General features: G+C 73.6%; 11 protein-coding genes. 2 read left to right on the top strand and 9 right to left on the bottom strand.

The window, feature by feature from the left end; all coding sequences use genetic code 11:
- Positions 1 to 4: 4 nt before the first annotated feature.
- Both ACGFNN_RS11270 and ACGFNN_RS11275 read right to left on the bottom strand, forming a co-directional pair.
- A complete protein-coding gene (locus tag ACGFNN_RS11270; protein ID WP_393554805.1) occupies positions 5 to 3,409 on the bottom strand; it encodes an ATP-dependent helicase in 3,405 nt (1,134 codons plus the stop codon).
- A gap of 324 nt (positions 3,410 to 3,733) precedes the next feature.
- Positions 3,734 to 4,144 carry an MGMT family protein gene (locus tag ACGFNN_RS11275; protein ID WP_393554807.1) on the bottom strand — a complete coding sequence of 137 codons (411 nt, stop codon included), beginning with the start codon at positions 4,142 to 4,144 and terminating at the stop codon, positions 3,734 to 3,736.
- A 217-nt stretch (positions 4,145 to 4,361) separates the two neighbouring features.
- On the opposite strand from ACGFNN_RS11275, the gene ACGFNN_RS11280 reads away from it, so the two are divergent.
- Positions 4,362 to 7,100: a lysylphosphatidylglycerol synthase domain-containing protein gene (locus ACGFNN_RS11280; protein WP_393554809.1), complete on the top strand. Its 2,739-nt coding sequence runs from the start codon at positions 4,362 to 4,364 to the stop codon at positions 7,098 to 7,100.
- A gap of 76 nt (positions 7,101 to 7,176) precedes the next feature.
- Positions 7,177 to 8,769, top strand: a complete 1,593-nt coding sequence (locus ACGFNN_RS11285; protein WP_393554811.1) for an alpha/beta hydrolase — start codon at positions 7,177 to 7,179, stop codon at positions 8,767 to 8,769.
- Between the two features lie 72 nt (positions 8,770 to 8,841).
- On the opposite strand, the gene moeZ is transcribed toward ACGFNN_RS11285, so the two are convergent.
- The 7 genes from moeZ to ACGFNN_RS11320 form a co-directional block, all read right to left on the bottom strand.
- Complete coding sequence (gene moeZ, locus ACGFNN_RS11290) at positions 8,842 to 10,020, bottom strand: adenylyltransferase/sulfurtransferase MoeZ (RefSeq protein ID WP_362555656.1); 1,179 nt, start codon at positions 10,018 to 10,020, stop codon at positions 8,842 to 8,844.
- Positions 10,021 to 10,104: 84 nt separating this feature from the next.
- Positions 10,105 to 10,932: a spherulation-specific family 4 protein gene (locus tag ACGFNN_RS11295; RefSeq protein ID WP_393554813.1), complete on the bottom strand. Its 828-nt coding sequence runs from the start codon at positions 10,930 to 10,932 to the stop codon at positions 10,105 to 10,107.
- The gene (locus ACGFNN_RS11300) at positions 10,920 to 11,891 is read right to left on the bottom strand and encodes an NAD-dependent epimerase/dehydratase (RefSeq protein ID WP_362555660.1); all 972 of its coding nucleotides are present in this window, start codon (positions 11,889 to 11,891) and stop codon (positions 10,920 to 10,922) included. Before ACGFNN_RS11300 ends, ACGFNN_RS11295 begins: the two co-directional genes overlap by 13 nt.
- Before the next feature lie 194 nt (positions 11,892 to 12,085).
- Positions 12,086 to 13,288, bottom strand: a complete 1,203-nt coding sequence (locus ACGFNN_RS11305; protein ID WP_393554815.1) for a hypothetical protein — start codon at positions 13,286 to 13,288, stop codon at positions 12,086 to 12,088.
- Between the two features lie 31 nt (positions 13,289 to 13,319).
- The gene (locus ACGFNN_RS11310; protein ID WP_393554817.1) at positions 13,320 to 15,137 is read right to left on the bottom strand and encodes a DUF3492 domain-containing protein; all 1,818 of its coding nucleotides are present in this window, start codon (positions 15,135 to 15,137) and stop codon (positions 13,320 to 13,322) included.
- A gap of 284 nt (positions 15,138 to 15,421) precedes the next feature.
- A complete protein-coding gene (locus ACGFNN_RS11315; RefSeq protein WP_393554819.1) occupies positions 15,422 to 16,738 on the bottom strand; it encodes a DUF3152 domain-containing protein in 1,317 nt (438 codons plus the stop codon).
- Positions 16,739 to 16,746: 8 nt separating this feature from the next.
- Positions 16,747 to 17,712 carry an alpha/beta fold hydrolase gene (locus tag ACGFNN_RS11320; protein WP_393554821.1) on the bottom strand — a complete coding sequence of 322 codons (966 nt, stop codon included), beginning with the start codon at positions 17,710 to 17,712 and terminating at the stop codon, positions 16,747 to 16,749.

Genomic DNA, 17,712 nt, shown 5'->3' on the forward strand with positions numbered 1-17,712 from the left:
GCGGTCACTCCACGATCTGGCGGCCCTCGGGCTGGGCGCTGCACGACGCCTTGAAGGAGCAGTGGGCGCAGTGCGCGCCGGTCGAGGGGGTGAAGCGTTCGTCCAGGACACGTCCCGCCGCGGTGGCCAGGAGGTCCGGGACCCACTCCCCGGACAGGGGTTCCTGTGCCTGCACCTTGGGGAAGGCGTCGCCGCCCTCCTTCCTGGGCGCGGGCTGACGCAGCTGTACGAGTTCGGCGCCGCCGAGGCCGGGGCGCTCGCCGTCGAAGACCTCGTCGACGGCGCCTTCGCCGACGGCGAGCTGGTAGACGGCCAGCTGGGGGTGGGCCGCCACCTCGTCCCTGGTCGGCGCTGCCTTGCCGGTCTTGAAGTCGACGACGTACGCCCGCCCCTGGGAGTCCTTCTCGACCCGGTCCATGGATCCCCGGATGCGCACGGTGTACTCGCCCGCTTCGAGGGTGACGTCGAAGCCGTGTTCGCCCGCGACGGCGGTGCGGCCCGCCCGGTCCGTGACGTGCCACTGCAGGAAGCGTTCCAGGGCGGCGCGCGCCTGGTCCTTCTCCTGCCTCGACTTCCAGGGGGCGTCGAAGACCAGGCCGTCCCACACGGAGTCGAGCCGTTCCATCAGGACGTCCAGGTCGGCGGCGGTCCGTCCGGAGGCCACCTCGTCGGCCAGCACGTGGACCACGTTGCCGAAGCCCTGCGCGGCCGTCGCGGGCGCGTCGGCCTTCACCTCACGGCCGAGGAACCACTGGAGGGCGCAGGTGTTGGCGAGCTGGTCGAGCGCGCTGCCGGAGAGGGTGACGGGCTGGTCCCGGTCGCGGAGCGGGATCTCGGAGCGGGTCGGTTCGTCCGTCCCCCACCAGCGGTGCGGGTGGGCGGCCGGGACCAGGGGCCGCCCCTCGTCGTCGGTGAGCGCCGCGAGCCGGGCGAGCCGTCGGGCGGCGGCGTCGCGCAGCGCCTCCGAGGCCGCGGGGTCGACGGTCGTCGCCCGCAGCTCGGCGACGAGCGGGGCGAGCGCGAGCGGGCGCCGGGGGCGTCCGGTGACGTCCCGTGGTTCGGCGCCCAGCTCGGTGAGGAAGCGGGAGGGCTGGTCGCCGTCGTCGGCAGGGGCCTTGACCGCGGTGACGACGAGACGCTCGCGGGCGCGGGTGGCCGCGACGTAGAAGAGGCGGCGCTCCTCGGCCAGCAGCGCCCCCGGGGTGAGCGGTTCGGCCAGTCCGTCCCGGCCGATCCGGTCGGCCTCCAGGAGGGAGCCCCGGCGGCGCAGGTCGGGCCAGAGGCCCTCCTGCACGCCCGCGACGACCACGAGCCGCCATTCCAGCCCTTTCGACCGGTGCGCGGTCATCAGGCGTACGGCGTCGGGGCGTACGGCGCGCCGGGACAGGGTGTCGGCGGCGATGTCCTGGGCGTCGACCTCCTCCAGGAAGTTGAGCGCCCCGCGTCCTCCGGTGCGTTCCTCGGCCCGTGCGGCGGTGTCGAAGAGGGCGCACACGGCGTCCAGGTCACGGTCGGCGTTCCGCCCGCCCGCGCCTCCGCGCAGTGCGGCCCGCTCCAGCCTGGCGGGCCAGGGGGTGCCGTTCCAGAGGGTCCACAGCGCTTCCTCGGCGGTGCCTCCGCCTTCGAGCAGTTCACGGGCCTTGCGCAGGAGCGCGCCGAGCCGCTGGGCGCCCCGGGCGTACGCCGGGTCGTGCGTGACGAGCCGCTCGGGTTCGGCGAGCGCGCGAGCCAGCAGCTCCCCCGAGGGCGGGGGGACGCGGTTTCCGGCGGCCCGCTCCTCGTCGCGCAGGGCCCGGCCGAGACGGCGTAGGTCGGCGGCGTCCATGGCGCCGAGCGGGGAGGTCAGGAGGGTGAGCGCGGTCTCGGTGTCGAGACCGCCGGGCCGTCCTCGTACCGCCGTGTCCTCCTCGGCCTGTTCCGGCTCCGGGGCGTCCGCGGCATCCTCACCACCCGCACCGCCCGCACCGGGCAGGGCCGGCCCCGGGGCCGCCGCCGTGGCGACCGCGCGCAGCGCGGTGAGCAGCGGTACGACGGCCGGTTCGTGCCGCAGCGGGAGGTCGTCGCCGTCGACCTCCAGGGGGACGCCGGCGGAGGTGAGCGCCCGGCGTACGCCGGGGAGGGAGCGCCCGCCGGCGCGTACGAGGACCGCCATGTCCCGCCAGGCGACGCCGTCCTCCAGATGCGCGCGGCGGAGCAGGTCGGCGATGTTGTCGAGCTCGGCGGAGGGGGTCGGGTAGGTGTACGCCTCGACGTGCCCGCCACCGTGCACGGCCGAGAGCTCCCGGTGGGCCCGGACCTTGTCGGCGGGCAGCCGGGTGAGGGGCATCCGGCGGGTGAGGAGCCGGGTGGCCTCGAGGAGTTTCCCGCCGGAGCGGCGGGAGGTGGTGAGAACGCCGACGGGTGCGGGGGCGCCGTCGGCGCGGCGGAATGTGTCGGGGAAGTCGAGGATGCCGTTCACGTCGGCGCCCCGGAACGCGTAGATCGACTGGTCGGGGTCTCCGAAGGCGATCAGGGTCCTGCCCCCGCCGGTCCCGGGCGCCGCGCCGGCCGCGTTCCCCGCCAGGGCGTGCAGCAGCCGTACCTGGGCGGGGTCGGTGTCCTGGTACTCGTCGACCAGCACCGCGTCGTAGCTCCGGGCGAGGACCGCCGCGACCTCGGGCCGTTCGGCGAGCAGGACGGCCCTGTGGACCAGCTCGGCGTAGTCGAGGACGCCCTGGGCGTCCAGTACGTCGAGGTACTCGGCGAGGAACTGGGCGGCGGCGCCCCAGTCGGGGCGGCCGGTGCGGCGGGCGAAGGCGGCCAGCGAGTCCGGGCCCAGGCCCAGCTCCCGGCTGCGCGCCAGCACGGCGCGGACCTCGTCGGCGAAGCCGCGGGTGGTCAGGCAGGCGCGCAGCTCGTCGGGCCAGCGGACATGGGCGAGTCCGGCGCGCTCCAGGCCGAGCTGCCCGGCGAGGAGCTCGCGCACGGTGACGTCCTGCTCCGGTCCGGAGAGCAGACGCAGCGGGTCGGCGAAGAGGTCCGCGTCCTGGTGGGCGCGGACCAGGGCGTAGCAGTACGAGTGGAAGGTGGTGGCCTGCGGGCCCCTGGCGCCGCCGAGCCTGGCCGCCATCCTGTCGCGCAGTTCGACCGCCGCCTTGCGGCTGAAGGTGAGGACGAGGATGCGGGCGGGATCGGCGCCCCGGGCCACCCGCCGGGCCACGGTCTCGACGAGGGTGGTGGTCTTGCCGGTGCCCGGCCCGGCGAGGACCAGGAGCGGCCCGTCGCGGTGGTCAACCACCGCGCGCTGCGGTGCGTCCAGGAGAGGGGGTTCCACGGAGCCCGGTGGTGTGCGCACCAGCCGGTACGCGCCCGCGGCCCGCCGCCGTGTCTGGCGGTGCGGGCTGTCGCGGGTGGTGGAGGAGGAGCTCACGTGGATCGCCGGTCCTGGTGGGTGTACTCGGTCCGCGCGGTGGTCCGGCGTGCCGGTGACCGCCGCCCGGGTGTGACGGATGGTGCCGGTCCCCGGTGACCACGGCCCGGCCTTGACGGGAGACGGGTCGTGACGGGAACGGATGGAGTGAGGGAGCGGAGTGTGCCGCGCAGGGACGACGCTACGCCAGTGGCGGTGAGGAGAAGGGGCTTCCGGACGCGTCCCCCGTCACACGGCGCCGCTGTCCCACCGTGCCCGGGTGCAGTGGCCCGGCTCGGCCACCGGCAAGGCGTCCGTCCCGGCGGAGCCCGATGGCGGAAGCTGTCAGGTGTGAGCTTCCTCGCCGGGACCGCCCGTCCCGCCGTCCCACCGGGCGCGCCTCATGTCGATGCGCGGGACGTGTCCCTCCGCGTCACGTGGTGCCGTGCGCAGCGGGGTGCCCTCCTCGCGGTAGTGGCCGAGCGCGCGTTGTTCATGGCCGGGCAGCAGCACTCCGTCGGCCCGCACCACGCGCCACCAGGGCACCGCGGATCCGTAGAGGGCCATCACCCGGCCGACCTGTCTCGGTCCGCCGTCCCCGAGCCACTCGGCGACGTCGCCGTACGTCATGACGCGGCCGGGCGGGATGAGATCGGCCACGTCCAGGACGCGCTCGGCGTACTCGGGCAGCTCGGCGGTCACGGGGATCGCGGGCACGGCACCGGCCCGGTCGCCGCTCGTCCGGTCTTGGCTCATCCGCCCCATCCTGCCGTACGCCACCGACAACGGGGCCGCCGCGGTGTCAGACCGGTCACAGACCGTGCACGGGCGGGCGGATCGGCGTATGTTGCGCATCGCGCCCGCGCAATGCACCCTGATGCCCCCCTCTGTCTGCATGCCGTGCCACCATCATGCGGGCGGTGACCGGGTGATACGAGACCACGAAGATTTTTCAGAGGCTAAGGAGCAGGGCGTGCAGCCACCGAAGGCGGCCGACGCCTCTGACGCCGAGCCGCGCCGCGACGCGCCCGGCGACCCCGGTGCCCCGGGTTCCGACGAGGCCTCGGGGCCGTCGGACGGACATCCGACCGGGTCGACGCTCGCCTCGTCCCAGGACGGGCTGACCGACCGGGTCTCGGGGGACGAGCCGCTGCTGCCCGCCCGGGTGCACCGTCCGTCGGACCTGCTGCGGCTGCTCGTCGGTGTCCTCGCGATCGCTCTGCTGCTCGCGGTCGCCGCCTTCGCCCAGGGGACCACCACCGGCCTCGAGGACGACATCTCCAAGGGGACCGACCAGGCCCCGGACCTGCTGATCAAGCTGGCCGGACTGGTGTCGAGCATCGCCGTGCTCCTCGTGCCGGTCGCCTTCGCGATCGAGCGCCTGGTCAAGCGGGACGGGCTGCGCATCGCCGACGGCGTGCTCGCCGCCGTGCTCGCCCACGGGGTGACCCTGGCCACCGATCTCTGGGTCGCGCGGTCGGCGCCCGGGACGATCCGGGACGCGCTGACGCAGCCGCAGCCCGGTGACGCGCTCACCGATCCCGTGCACGGATACCTCGCTCCCGTCATCGCCTACATGACGGCGGTCGGGATGGCACGCAGACCCCGCTGGCGGGTCGTGCTGTGGATGGTGCTGCTGCTGGACGCCTTCGCGATGCTGGTCGGCGGTTACACCACACCGTTCTCGATCGTCCTCACGGTGCTGATCGGCTGGACCGTGGCGTACGGCACGCTCTACACCGTCGGCTCGCCGAACGTCCGTCCGACCGGTCAGCATCTGATGGCCGGTCTGCGCCATGTCGGCTTCCGTCCGGTGGCGGCGATGCGGACCGAGGAGGCGCACGACACCGTCGACCAGAGCGACCGGGGCCGGCGCTATCTGGTCACACTGGAGGACGGCCCACCGCTGGACGTCACGGTCGTGGACCGTGAGCAGCAGGCCCAGGGCTTCTTCTACCGGGTGTGGCGCAGACTCACCCTGCGCAGCATCACCCAGCGCCGCTCGATCCAGTCGCTGCGCCAGGCCCTGGAGCAGGAAGCCCTCCTGGCCTACGCGGCGATCGCCGCGGGGGCCAACGCCCCGAAGCTGATCGCCACCTCCGAGCTGGGGCCCGACGCCGTGATGCTCGTGTACGAGCACATCGGCGGGCGCTCGCTCGACGCGCTGGAGGACGAGGAGATCACCGACGACCTGGTACGGGGCGCCTGGCGGCAGGTGAAGGCCCTCCAGTCGCGGCGGATCGCGCACCGCAGGCTGACCGGCGACGCGATCCTGGTGGATCGTTCCGGCACGGTGTTCGTGACCGATCTTCGGGGCGGTGAGATCGCGGCCGGCGATCTGATCCTGCGGATGGACATCGCCCAGCTGCTCACCACCACGGGACTGCGGGTCGGCGCCGAGCGTGCGGTCGCGGGGGCGCTCGCCGTGCTGGGACCCGACGCCGTCGCCGACTGTCTCCCGCTGCTCCAGCCCATCGCGCTGAGCCGTTCGACCCGGGCGACGCTTCGCCGTCTCGCCCGGGAGCGCTCGCAGCGGGAACGGGAGGCGGTGCTGGAGGCCTCCGAAGCGGCCAAGCAGGCCAAGGCCGAGGAGCACGCCGCCGCGGAATCCGGCCGCAAGGAGGTCCGCAAGTCGCTGCGCACCGAGAAGCAGGCGGAGAAGCGGGCGATGGACGACGCCCTGGAAGAGGCCCGCGAGGAGGACATGCTGGCCCAGATCCGCCGTGAGGTGCTGCTGATCAGGCCGCAGGCGCCGGTGGAGCCGGTCCGGCTGGAGCGCATCAAGCCGCGGACGCTCTTCAGCTTCATCGCGGGCGCGATCGCCGCCTACTTCCTGATCTCGCAGGTCACCGAGGCCGATTTCGGCACGGTCGTGGAGCAGGCGGAGTGGGGCTGGGTGGCCGCGGCGCTGGGCTTCTCGGCCCTGAGCTACGTCGCCGCCGCGATGAGCCTGCTCGGCTTCGTGCCGGAGCGGGTGGCCTTCGGTAAGACGGTGCTGGCGCAGGTGGCCGGCTCGTTCGTGAAGATCGTGGCCCCGGCGGCGGTCGGGGGTGTGGCGCTGAACACCCGCTTCCTGCAGCGTGCCGGAGTACGTCCGGGGCTCGCCGTCGCCAGTGTGGGGGCCTCCCAGCTGTTCGGCCTCGGCGCCCACATCCTGCTGCTGGCGCTGTTCGGCTATCTGACCGGCACGGAGAAGACCCCGGATTCGCTCACCCCGTCCAGGACGGTGATCGCCGGTCTGCTCACGGTCGCCGTGCTGGTGCTGGTGGTGACGGCGATCCCCTTCATGCGGAAGTTCGTCGTCACCCGGGTGAGGTCGCTGTTCGCCGGCGTGGTGCCCCGCATGCTCGACGTGGTGCAGCGTCCGCAGAAGCTGATCACCGGCATCGGCGGGATGCTGCTGCTGACGGGCCTGTTCGTGATGTGTCTGGACGCGTCGATCCGCGCCTTCAGCGGCCCCGACGTCCCCCAGCTCAGCTACGCGAGCATCGCGGTGGTCTTCCTCGCGGGCAACGCCCTCGGCTCGGCCGCGCCCACGCCGGGCGGTATGGGCGCGGTCGAGGGTGCGCTGACGCTCGGTCTGATCGCGGTGGGGCTGCCGAAGGAGGTCGCGGCACCCGCGGTGCTCCTGTACCGCGTGATGACGCTGTGGCTGCCGGTGCTGCCCGGATGGATCTGCTTCAACCAGCTGACCCGCAAGGGCGAGCTGTAGAACATATGCGCGGGGCGCGCCACTCGCATGGACCGCGCCCCGCGCGCTCCCCCGCGCCCCGCAGCACGATGGGCTCATGAGGACCTCCCCCGCCCTGCGTGCCGCCGCCCTCCTCGCCACCGCCACCGTGCTGCTGCCGCTGGCGGCCTGTTCGGACGACGGTGACGACGGGGGGACGGCGACACCGTCGACCGCCTCCACGGCGTCGCCCACGGCGACACCGGAGGACCTTGCCTCCCAGAAGCTCGACTGGAAACCCTGCCCCGCGCCCAACGAGGCCCAGGGCAGCGGTACGGCGCCTTCTCCGCTCCCCGGCGGGGCGGCCTGGGAGTGCTCCTTCATGGACGCGCCGCTCGACTACGGGGATCCGGGCGGGCGCACCATCGAACTCGCACTCATCCGCGCCGCCGCCAGGAACCAGGAGCGGCGCATCGGCTCGCTGATCTTCAACTTCGGCGGACCGGGCGCCTCCGGCGTCGCCACGCTGCCGTCCTTCGGCACCGACTACGACGCCCTGCGCACCCGCTACGACCTGGTCAGCTTCGACCCGCGCGGGGTCGGCCGCAGCGAGGGCGTCGAATGCTCGGACGACGAGACGCTCGACGCCCGCTACGAGAAGGACGGCACCCCGGACGACTCCGAGGAGGAGAAGGAGTTCGTGGACGACCAGAAGTCCTACATCGCGGACTGCGAGGAGAACTCCGGGGACCAGCTGCCCTACGTCGGGACGACGAACGCGGCCCGGGACATGGACCTGCTGCGCCAGGTGCTCGGCGACGACAAGCTGTACTACTTCGGGATCTCGTACGGCACCGAACTCGGCGGTGTCTACGCGCACCTGTACCCGGACAAGGTCGGCAGGGCCGTCCTGGACGCGGTCGTCGACCCCACCGAGGACTCCCTGGAGTCCTCGATCGGCCAGGCCGAGGGCTTCCAGCTCGCCCTGGACAACTTCACCGCCGACTGCGCCGAGCGCGACGACTGCAAGCTCCCCGGAGCCACCTCGCAGGAGGTCCAGGACTGGATCGCGGACCTGCTGGCGAAGCTGGAGAAGAAGCCCGTACCGGGGCTCGGGGAGCGGGAGCTGACGGAGACCCAGGCCACCACGGGGATCGCCTCGGCCCTCTACTCCAAGGAGACCTGGCCCCTGCTGGAGCAGGGGCTCGACGAGGCCGACGCCGGTAACGGCGGGCTGCTGCTCGCGCTCGCCGACTCGCTGAACGGCCGTTCCGAGGACGGCCGTTACGACAACTCGAACGCGGCCAACGCCGCGATCAACTGCGCCGACTCCAAGCAGCGTTACACGCTGGAGCAGACCAGGAAGGCGCTCCCCCGCTTCCGTGAGGCGTCCCCCGTCTTCGGCGACTACCTGGGCTGGGGGCTCATGGCCTGCACCGGCTGGCCCGTGGCGGGCGCCTGGGACACACCGGACGTCAGCGCACCGGGCTCCGCCCCCATCCTGGTCATCGGCAACACCGGGGACCCGGCGACGCCGTACGCCGGGGCGAAGGCGATGGCGGCGCAGCTCGGCAAGGGCGTCGGTATCGAGCTCACCTACAAGGGCGAGGGCCACGGGGCGTACAACGGCGGCAGCACCTGCGTGCAGCGGACCGTCGACGCGTATCTGCTCGCGGGCAAGGTCCCGAAGTCGGGAACCGTCTGCGAGTGACCGCCCTGCGGACGGCCGGGTACGCGAAGGGGGCCGGTTCCCGTGATGGAACCGGCCCCCTTCGTGAACGGTCTAGTAGACCGGCTTCTCGGGCTCGACCTGGTTGACCCAGCCGATGACACCGCCGCCGACGTGCACCGCGTCGGCGAAGCCCGCCGACTTGAGGACCGCGAGGACCTCCGCACTGCGGACACCGGTCTTGCAGTTCAGGACGATGCGCCTGTCCTGCGGCAGGTCCTGGAGGGCGTTGCCCATCAGGAACTCGTTCTTCGGGATAAGCCGGGAACCGGGGATCGAGACGATCTCGTACTCGTTCGGCTCGCGGACGTCGATGATCTCGATCTTCTCGTCGCCGTCGATCCACTCCTTGAGCTGCTTGGGAGTGATCGTGGAACCGGCCGCCGCCTCCTGGGCCTCCTCGGACACGACGCCGCAGAAGGCCTCGTAGTCGATGAGCTCGGTGACGGTCGGGTTCTCGCCACAGACCGCGCAGTCGGGGTCCTTACGGACCTTGACCTGGCGGTACTGCATCTCCAGGGCGTCGTAGATCATCAGACGGCCGACCAGCGGGTCGCCGATGCCGGCGAGCAGCTTGATGGCCTCGTTGACCTGGATGGAGCCGACGGACGCGCAGAGCACGCCCAGGACGCCGCCCTCGGCGCAGGACGGGACCATGCCGGGCGGGGGCGGCTCCGGGTAGAGGCAGCGGTAGCAGGGACCGTGCTCGGACCAGAAGACGGACGCCTGGCCGTCGAAGCGGTAGATCGAGCCCCAGACGTACGGCTTGTTCAGCAGCACCGCGGCGTCGTTGACCAGATAGCGGGTGGCGAAGTTGTCCGTGCCGTCCACGATCAGGTCGTACTGGGCGAAGATCTCCTTCACGTTCTCGGCTTCGAGCCGCTCCTCGTGAAGGATGACGTCGACCAGGGGGTTGATCCCCTGGACGGTCTCCTTTGCCGACTGGGCCTTGGACTTACCGATGTCGGCCTGACTGTGGATGATCTGGCGCTGCAGGTTCGACTCGTCGACCTCGTCGAACTCCACGATGCCGAGCGTGCCGACACCGGCCGCGGCCAGGTACATCAGGGCCGGCGAGCCGAGGCCGCCGGCGCCGACGCAGAGCACCTTCGCGTTCTTCAGCCGCTTCTGTCCGTCCATCCCGACATCCGGGATGATCAGGTGGCGGGAGTACCTGCGGACCTCATCGACGGTGAGCTCGGCAGCCGGCTCGACCAGGGGTGGCAGCGACACAGGAACCTCAACAATGCAGGTGGTCGGTTTCTACGTACTTCATCTACGTACGGTTGTTCTCCCGTAACACTGCCACGCCCCTCCTCATTCCGAGATACCGGGTCCGATCCGCGAGACGAATTCGTCCCAGTAGCTGGGCAGCGCCGCGAATGGGTCGGTTTGCCCCGCTGTGCCGTCCCGGTCGGTGAAGAAGATCGTCCCGGCGCCGTGCCAGCGGGCGATCCGCATGGCCTCCTCCAGGTGGGTGCGCGGGACGCCGTGGACGAGGTGCGCGAAGCGGCCCGGTGCGTAACCGGCGGTCCACTCGGCCACCTGGGACCAGCGGTAGTCCGTCCAGGGGCCGCGGAAGGTGACCAGCTGGTCGGCGGCCTCGGCATAGCCCGGGTACGGGTGGGTGTCGTGGCCCAGGACCAGCAGGCCGCCGCCCTCCCCCGCGCAGTCGCTGTCGCCGAGGAGCGCACTGAGGGTACTGGTCAGCCGGCGGACGGCCGGGAGGCTGTCACGCCCGGCCGGACAGCGGTCCAGGTAGAAGCCCCCGACGCGGTACCAGTCCAGGTACGCCTGGGCGTCGGCCACCAGCTCACCGAAGGGCCGGCCCCCGAAGGCCAGGTCGATGTGGCCGAGCAGCCTGCCCCCGGAGGCCCGGACCGTGTCCTCCGGGTCCTCCGAGTGGAGGGCGCGCTCGCGGGCGTTGCGCAGCCGGCCGGCCGCCTCCAGGCAGTGCGGGTCGGGCCGGGCACCCGGCCCGTTGTCGATGTTGAGGACCGCCCAGTGCAGCGGTGTGCCGGGCCTGCTGAGCCCGGCCCACTCGACGGGAGCGAGCAGCGGGTGGGCGTACCCCGGCACCCCCACCCCGAGATGCTGCGCCCCGTCCGTCCGCGTGCCGGCGCCGGTACTGGTCAGATGCGGCACGCCGCCTCCATCCAGATGTCGGCGAGCGACTCCTCCAGGTTGATCCGGGGCCGCCAGCCGAGCCGGTCCCGGGCGGTGCGCACGTCGGCCTGCTGCCAGGCACCGCAGCCGTCGGGATACGGGGACGGGGTGGGAGGGCCCGCGAGGTGCTCCACCGCCGACTCGGCGGAGGCGCGGGGGGCACCGATGGGGAGCCGGGCCGGTGGCGCGTCGAGCTCGTGGAGGGCGCCCGCGTATCCGGCGACCCGGGCGAGGACCGCGGCCGCGTCACGCAGGCGAACGGCCCTGCCCGTACCGATGTTCACGACGCCCTGGGCGGCGGAGAGGGAAGCCGCGTGGACGGCACGCGCCACATCCCGTACGTCGACGAAGTCGCGCTGCACCCCGAGGCCGGCGAGCTTGAGCTCGGGGTCTCCCGTCTGCATGGCGCGGCGCATCGTCTCGGCGAGCCGGCCGAGCGGGGAACCCGCCGGGGTCCCGGGCCCCACCGGGGAGAAGACCCTGAGCACGACCGCGTCCAGGCCGGAGCCGAGGACCAGTTCCGTGGCGGCGAGCTTGCTCACCCCGTACGGGCCGCCGGGACGCGGCACCGCGTCCTCTGCGGTGGACGAACCGGGCTGCGAGGGCCCGTACTCCGAGGCGCAGCCGACCTGGACGAGCCGCGCGCTGCAGCCGCTGCGGCGCATGGCCTCGCAGACGGTGGCCACGGCGACGGTGTTGTGCCGGGTGAGGTCGCGGGCGCCGCCGCGGGTGGCGCCCGCGCAGTTCACCACGACCCCGGGGTGGACGGCGTCCAGGAAGCGGGTGAGCGCTCCGGGGCTGCCGCCGGCGAGGTCGAAGCGCACGTCGGCGTCGTCGCCGCGTCCGAGTGCCGTGAGGTGCACGGCGGGGTCGGCGAGCAGCCGGTCGGCGACGAAGCGGCCGAGGAATCCGTTGGCTCCGAGCAGCAGAACCCTCATCGCGCACTCCCTCGGTGCCGACGGCGTGCTGCCGGTGCGGGGCCTTGGCGGGTCATGTCCGGTGTCTCCTTCAGGTTCGTGGTGTGCGGTGGGAAGACCCGCGGCGTCGGCTCCGCGGGGCGTGACTGGACCGGCCGGAGGCTGTGGGCGGACCGGGCCGGACCGGGTGTCGCCGACCGTGCCAGGTCCGCCGGTCAGTCCCGGGCGGAGGCGTGGGCGGACGCCCTGGTGAGGGCGACCGAGGCGTGGACCAGCAGCCCGAGGGCCGCGATCGAGCACGCGAGGACGGGCACCCCGCCGGGACCGGAGGCGGCGACGACCGCGTCGACGGGCCGGGCGAGGAGATCGAGACCGGGCAGCCGTCCGGCGAGGACCAGGAAGGGAGCGGCGACCTCGACGGCGCAGGCGGCCGCGAGTCCGGTGGCGGCCGGTTCGGGGAAGCCGTGGACCGCCAGCAGACGCGCCAGGAAGAGCAGGGCTCCCAGGGCGACCGGGCCGGCCAGGCCGTTGCCGGGGCCGGGGTGGCCGAGGGCGGCCAGGTGCACCATCGCGGCGGGCGCACAGAGGAAGAGGGCGACGACGCCGAAGAGGAGGGGACGCACCCCGGCGCCGAACTCCGACAGGGCGTGGGAGCCCGCGAGCCGGTGGCGCGCGTGCACGGCGAAGAGATGGGCGCACCAGGCGGCCGGGGCCAGGGAGAGCGCCAGGCCGAGGAGCGGGGCGGGGGCCGCGGTCCAGTTGCCGTCCGGCCCGCCGCTGATCACCTGGGCGATCAGGTCCTCGCCGTAGACCGCGTAGCCGAGGAGCCAGCAGACGTAGGGCGCGACTCCCCCGGCGCCCTCCGGCGCGCGCAGCGGCCCCGAGCGCAGGCAGAGCCGGAGCGTCAGGGCGACCAGCAGCGCTCCGGCAGCGGTGACGGCGAACCGGGCCTCACTGCCGAGCACACCCTCGGTGACCCGCAGCGTTCCTGCCGTCGCGAGGCAGGCGGCGCCGGGCAGCAGCGCCATGAGCGTCCATCCGGCGCGCCCCTCCTGGGCGACGGGACGCGCCCGCGGCCCGGACGCGCGGGCGATGTGCCGGCCCGCGCTCGGAACCCGTGCGTACAGCTCCTCCGCGAGCGAGAAGACGTTCCGGTGGCGGTAGCGCGCGGCGACCCGGTCGGTGAGTCCGTGCGCCTCCAGACCCGCGGCGATCTCCAGGGGGTCGACGGCGCGCTCACAGAGGTCCCGGTGCCGGTGCATCAGCACCTTCACCGGGTCCGCGGGGCCCCGCCGGACCGCGGACCTGCGGGCAGGGCGGTAGGCGATCTCCGGTGCGCGGACGGCGGAGCGGACCGCGCCCTCGTCCGTCGGCTCCCCGCCGGCGTCGGCGTCCCGGGCGTCGGTCTGTCTGCCCATGAGGGCTCCTCGGTGTTCGTTGTCGTTCGTGTCACGCATGGCCGTCCCCCGCCGCGCACACGCCCGCGCAGGCGCACTCCGCGCCGACCGCCCAGCTCGGCACGCGTGAGGCGCCGGCGGGGGCCGTGCCGGCCGCCACCGCGGCGGTGGCGCCGACCGGCACAGGTGGCAGGGCGTCCAGCACATGGGCCTCGGGGGGCAGGGCGAAGGGGCGGGGCGGGCCCGCCTCGGCCCGGGCCTCCGACGAAGCGGGCCAGCGGGCCGGGGCGTGTCCCACCAGATCCAGGTAGATGTCGCGGAAGGCGTCGAGGTTCTGCTCGACGGTGAAGAGCTCGAGGGCCCGTGCACGCGCCGCCGCGCCCAGCCGTGCCCGGCGCTCCGGATCGCGCAGCAGCGCGACGCAGGCGTCCGCGAGTGCGCGCGGGTTGCGCGGGGGGACCACCAGTCCCGTACCGCCGACGACCTCGACCACCGCGCCCACGTCGGTCGAGACGGTCGCCCGTGCGCAGAACATCGCTTCGACCAGGCTGATGGGGAAGCCCTCGACGACGCTGGAGAGCACGACGACGCCGCCGGACGCGTACGCCTCGGCCAGGTCGGGCACCTCCGGGCCGCCGATCTCCTCGAAGGTGACCGGGTTGTCGCCCACGGCGTGGGCGTCCGCGGCCTCGTCGGGGAAGAGCTGGGCGGCCAGGGCACGGCACTGGGTGAGGTACGCGTCCCCCTCGCCCTCCTCCGCGGGTGCGCCGAAGATGCGCAGCCGGGCGTCCGGTTCGGCCCTGCGCACCTCGGCGAAGGCGTGGAGCAGGGCGATCAGGTCCTTGGCGGGCTCGATCCGGCCGATCCACACGAGCGTGCCGGGACCACCCCCGTCGTCGTCCTCCCCCACGGACCGGAACCGGTCGGCCTCCATGCCCGGGTAGACCGTGCGGACACGTTCGCGGTCCGCGCCGAACCGCTCCTGCCAGCGGCGTACATGGGTGTTGCCGGGGGTGATGAGCGCGGCCTCGCGGTACACCTCGGAGGCGAGCAGCCGGTGGAAGTTGGCGAGCAGGGCGCGCACCGGCGCGCCCGACGCGGCCGCGGGCGCCGCCAGGTAGTGGGAGCGCAGCGGTACGCCGTGTTCCGTCACCAGCAGCGGCACGCCGAAGAAGCGTTTGGCCAGCAGTCCGGGGAGCGCGGCCGCCCCGCCGGACGCGGCATGGCAGAGGTCGACGGCGCCGAGACCGTCCTCGTCGTACCAGTCGAGGGAGAGGGGGCGCAGCGCGCGCTCAAGCTCGGTCGTGAAGGCCAGGTAGTCGGGGACGGTGGCGCTGTGGACGGTCCTCCCCGTACCCGGCGCGCGGCAGGCGGACTCCACGATGCGCACGGTCGTCTCCGAGCGGAGGGCGGTGTGGAGCCCGCCCTTCTCCCTGGCCAGTTCGGCGAGCCCGTGGAGGCCCCCGGCGAAGAGGGCGGAGGCGGTGCCCGCGTGGCCGCCGCCGTCTTCGGGGCCGGCCCCGCTCCCCGCGCACACCGCTCCGACCAGCGCCGCGACGTCCTCCTCGAAGCGCCGCCGGTCCCTGCGCCCGTACGAGCGCCCCAGTCCGGTGGCGAGCCGGCCGGTCAGGCCGCGGCGGCCCCCGGCGTGCCGGGAGTCGTCCGCGCCCGTCCACATCGGCGCCGTACGGACGTGCCCGACGTGGTCGGGGAGCCTGACCCAGCCCTGGCGTTCCTGATCGGCGGAGCGGCTGAGCGCGAAGAGGTCGAACTCGTGCTGAGGAAGACCGCGCACCAGGCGGTCGCACCAGAGTCTGGACTCACCGTTCGCATACGGGTAACCACCATCCGTGAGGAGTCCGATCCGCACGAGCACACCTCCGATCTCCCTTGTGGGCAGCCGCCGTTGATCGGCGACTCACAGCGGGACGACCGTATGCGGACACACCGGTGGCGCGACGGACGGTTGTCCGTCGCGCCACCGAAAGGGGTGAACCGTCGTAACTTTCCCGTGCCAGTCGCGTTCTGTTGCGATACGCGGGAGATCGGTGACACAGGGTCAGGCTGCGGCCTGTTCCGGGCCGGTGCCGATCCCGCGCACGGCGCGGCGGGAAGGCGGGCGCCGGGCCTTCGCGGCCGGGCCCCGCCGTCCGCTCAGTTCCCCGGGTACACCCAGGCGTTGGGGCGGCACTTGACGCCGTCGATGTCGAGGGTCTTGGTCTGCTGCTGCATCACCGGCGCCAGGGCCCCGGGGGTACGGCAGTTCACGTGGTTGTGGCCCAGCCGGTGACCGACCTCGTGGTTGATCAGCATCTGGCGGTAGGAGTAGAGCTTGTCCGGACCGAAGGTCGAGGCGCCCTGGGCCCACCGGTACGCGTTGATCATCACGCGGTCGGTGGCGGCCGAGTCGCAGGAGACGTTGTCCTCCGTGGTGTCCAGCCCCGACTTCGCGCACCAGACACCGGTGGTGCCGGGGCTCGCGAGGGTGATGACGAAGTCCGGCCGGCCGGTGGAGATCCGCTCGAAGGTCATGGCGCCGCCGTGCGCCCAGCTGCGGTCGTCGTTCAGCGTCGTCTGCACGGCCTGCGCGAACAGCCCCGCGTCGAGGCCGAGGCCCTTCTCGACGTCGATCCGGTACCGGTACTTACGCCCCTTGCCGGGAGCCTCGGCCAGCCCCGGTACCGCCTCGAACTTCCCGGACGCCTTCATGTCCGGGGCCAGCGGGAAGGCGGTGGCCATCTTCTGCGCGTAGGACATGGGCTTGACCTGCTGGCTCCGCAGCTCGGGCGCGGAACGCTCCACGGAGCGGGAGGCGTCCCCGGTGTCCTGCCGGTCGACGCCGGAGGACTTCGGGCCGTCCACCGTGCTTCCGGAGTCCTGTGCCACCTGCCCTGCGACCACGACCGCGAGCACCGTGGTCACGGCGGCGGCCGCGATCCCGGTGAAGGTGCGCCCCTTGCCGCCCCCAACGCCCTTGCCGTCCTCGTCCCGTTCGGCGGTGCCGGTCCCGGCGGGCGGGACGGGGCCGTCCGGCGCGCCCTCGGACGCGTCCGCCGGCGCCGGTCGCGGGGGCGGCGCGTCGAAGGCCTCCAGGAACTCCCTGCGCGGGCCGGGTATCAGCGGGGCGGTACCGGTCCGTGGGTCCGCCGTGCGCCGCTCGGGCGCCTGCTGCCGCGAGGGAGCGGGCTGCCGGGGGCGGAAGAGGTCCTGGCCGCCCGGACCACCCGGGTCCCGCCGGCCGTCGTACCCCTGCTGCGGCCCGCCGCCCCAGCCGCCGCCCGGCTCGCGCTGCTCGGGGTGCCCGCCGCGCACCCGCGGGGTGTCGAGGAACGGGCTGTGGCCGTCCCGCGGCGCCGGGGTGGCGGAGTCCCTGCCCCGGCGCCCGGTGCCCCGGGCCGCTTCGGCACCCGGCGCCGCGGCCCCGGCGTCGCTCCGGACGGCCTCGGGGCCCTTTCGACTGTGTCGTCCCACGCCCTGGATCAGCTCCCGCCGCGTTCGTCCAGCAGTTCCCGGAAGGCCTGGGCGACCGCCTCCGGGTACTCCATCATCGCCACGTGCCCGGCGTCGGGCAGTGTCAGCAGGCGCGAGTCGCGGAAGGCCGCGGACGCCTTGCGTGCCATCCGGTACGAGACGAGCTGGTCCCGTCCGCCGTACACCAGGAGGGTCGGCGCGAGCACGCGCTCGGCCTGGCGCCACAGCGCGTGCTGTCCGCCCAGCGTGTAGGCATCGACGATGCCCCGCGCCGAACGCGCCATGGCGTCCCAGAAGTACGGCAGCTCCAGCCTTCGCTCCATCTCGGCCACCGCGTTGCGGAAGGCTTCGTCGGAGATGCGCGCCGGATCGCCGTAACAGAGTGCCATGGCGCCACGGGTGCGTTGTTCCGCGGTCCAGTTCCGGGTGAGACGGGCGAACAGCGATGCGACGCCCGGGAGTGCGAGCAGGGCCGTCGGCACGGCGGGCCGCTGGACCCGGATCTCGGGCAGGGCCGGGGAGATCAGCGTCAGCGTACGCACCAGATCGGGCCTTGCGGCCGCGACCCGGGTGGCAACCGCGCCGCCGAGAGAGTTCCCGAAAAGGTGAACGGGGCCGCGGCCGCCCGCGTCCAGCAGCCGGATCACGGCCCGGGCGTGTCCGCCCACGGAGTAGTTGCCGTCGTCCGGCGGCGGTGAGTCACCGAAGCCGGGGAGATCGAGCGCCTCGCTGTCGAGCGTGTCCGCCAGCAGCGGCATCAGGGCCGACCAGTTCTGGGAGGAGCCACCGAGGCCGTGCACGAAGAGCGCGGGCTCGGTGGCCGCCGTCTCCGCGGGGCGGGAGCGGACGCTCAGGGTGAGCCCGGGCAGTGCGACGGACCGCAGCTCCTCCCCCTCCGCGACCCGTACGGGACTGACCGTGGGTGCCACCGCTGCGGCGGCGGCCTGGATACCGGGCAGCTCGGTCGAAGACAT

The sequence above is a fragment of the Streptomyces sp. NPDC048590 genome, assembly GCF_043199535.1.
In the GTDB taxonomy this organism is placed as follows: domain Bacteria; phylum Actinomycetota; class Actinomycetes; order Streptomycetales; family Streptomycetaceae; genus Streptomyces.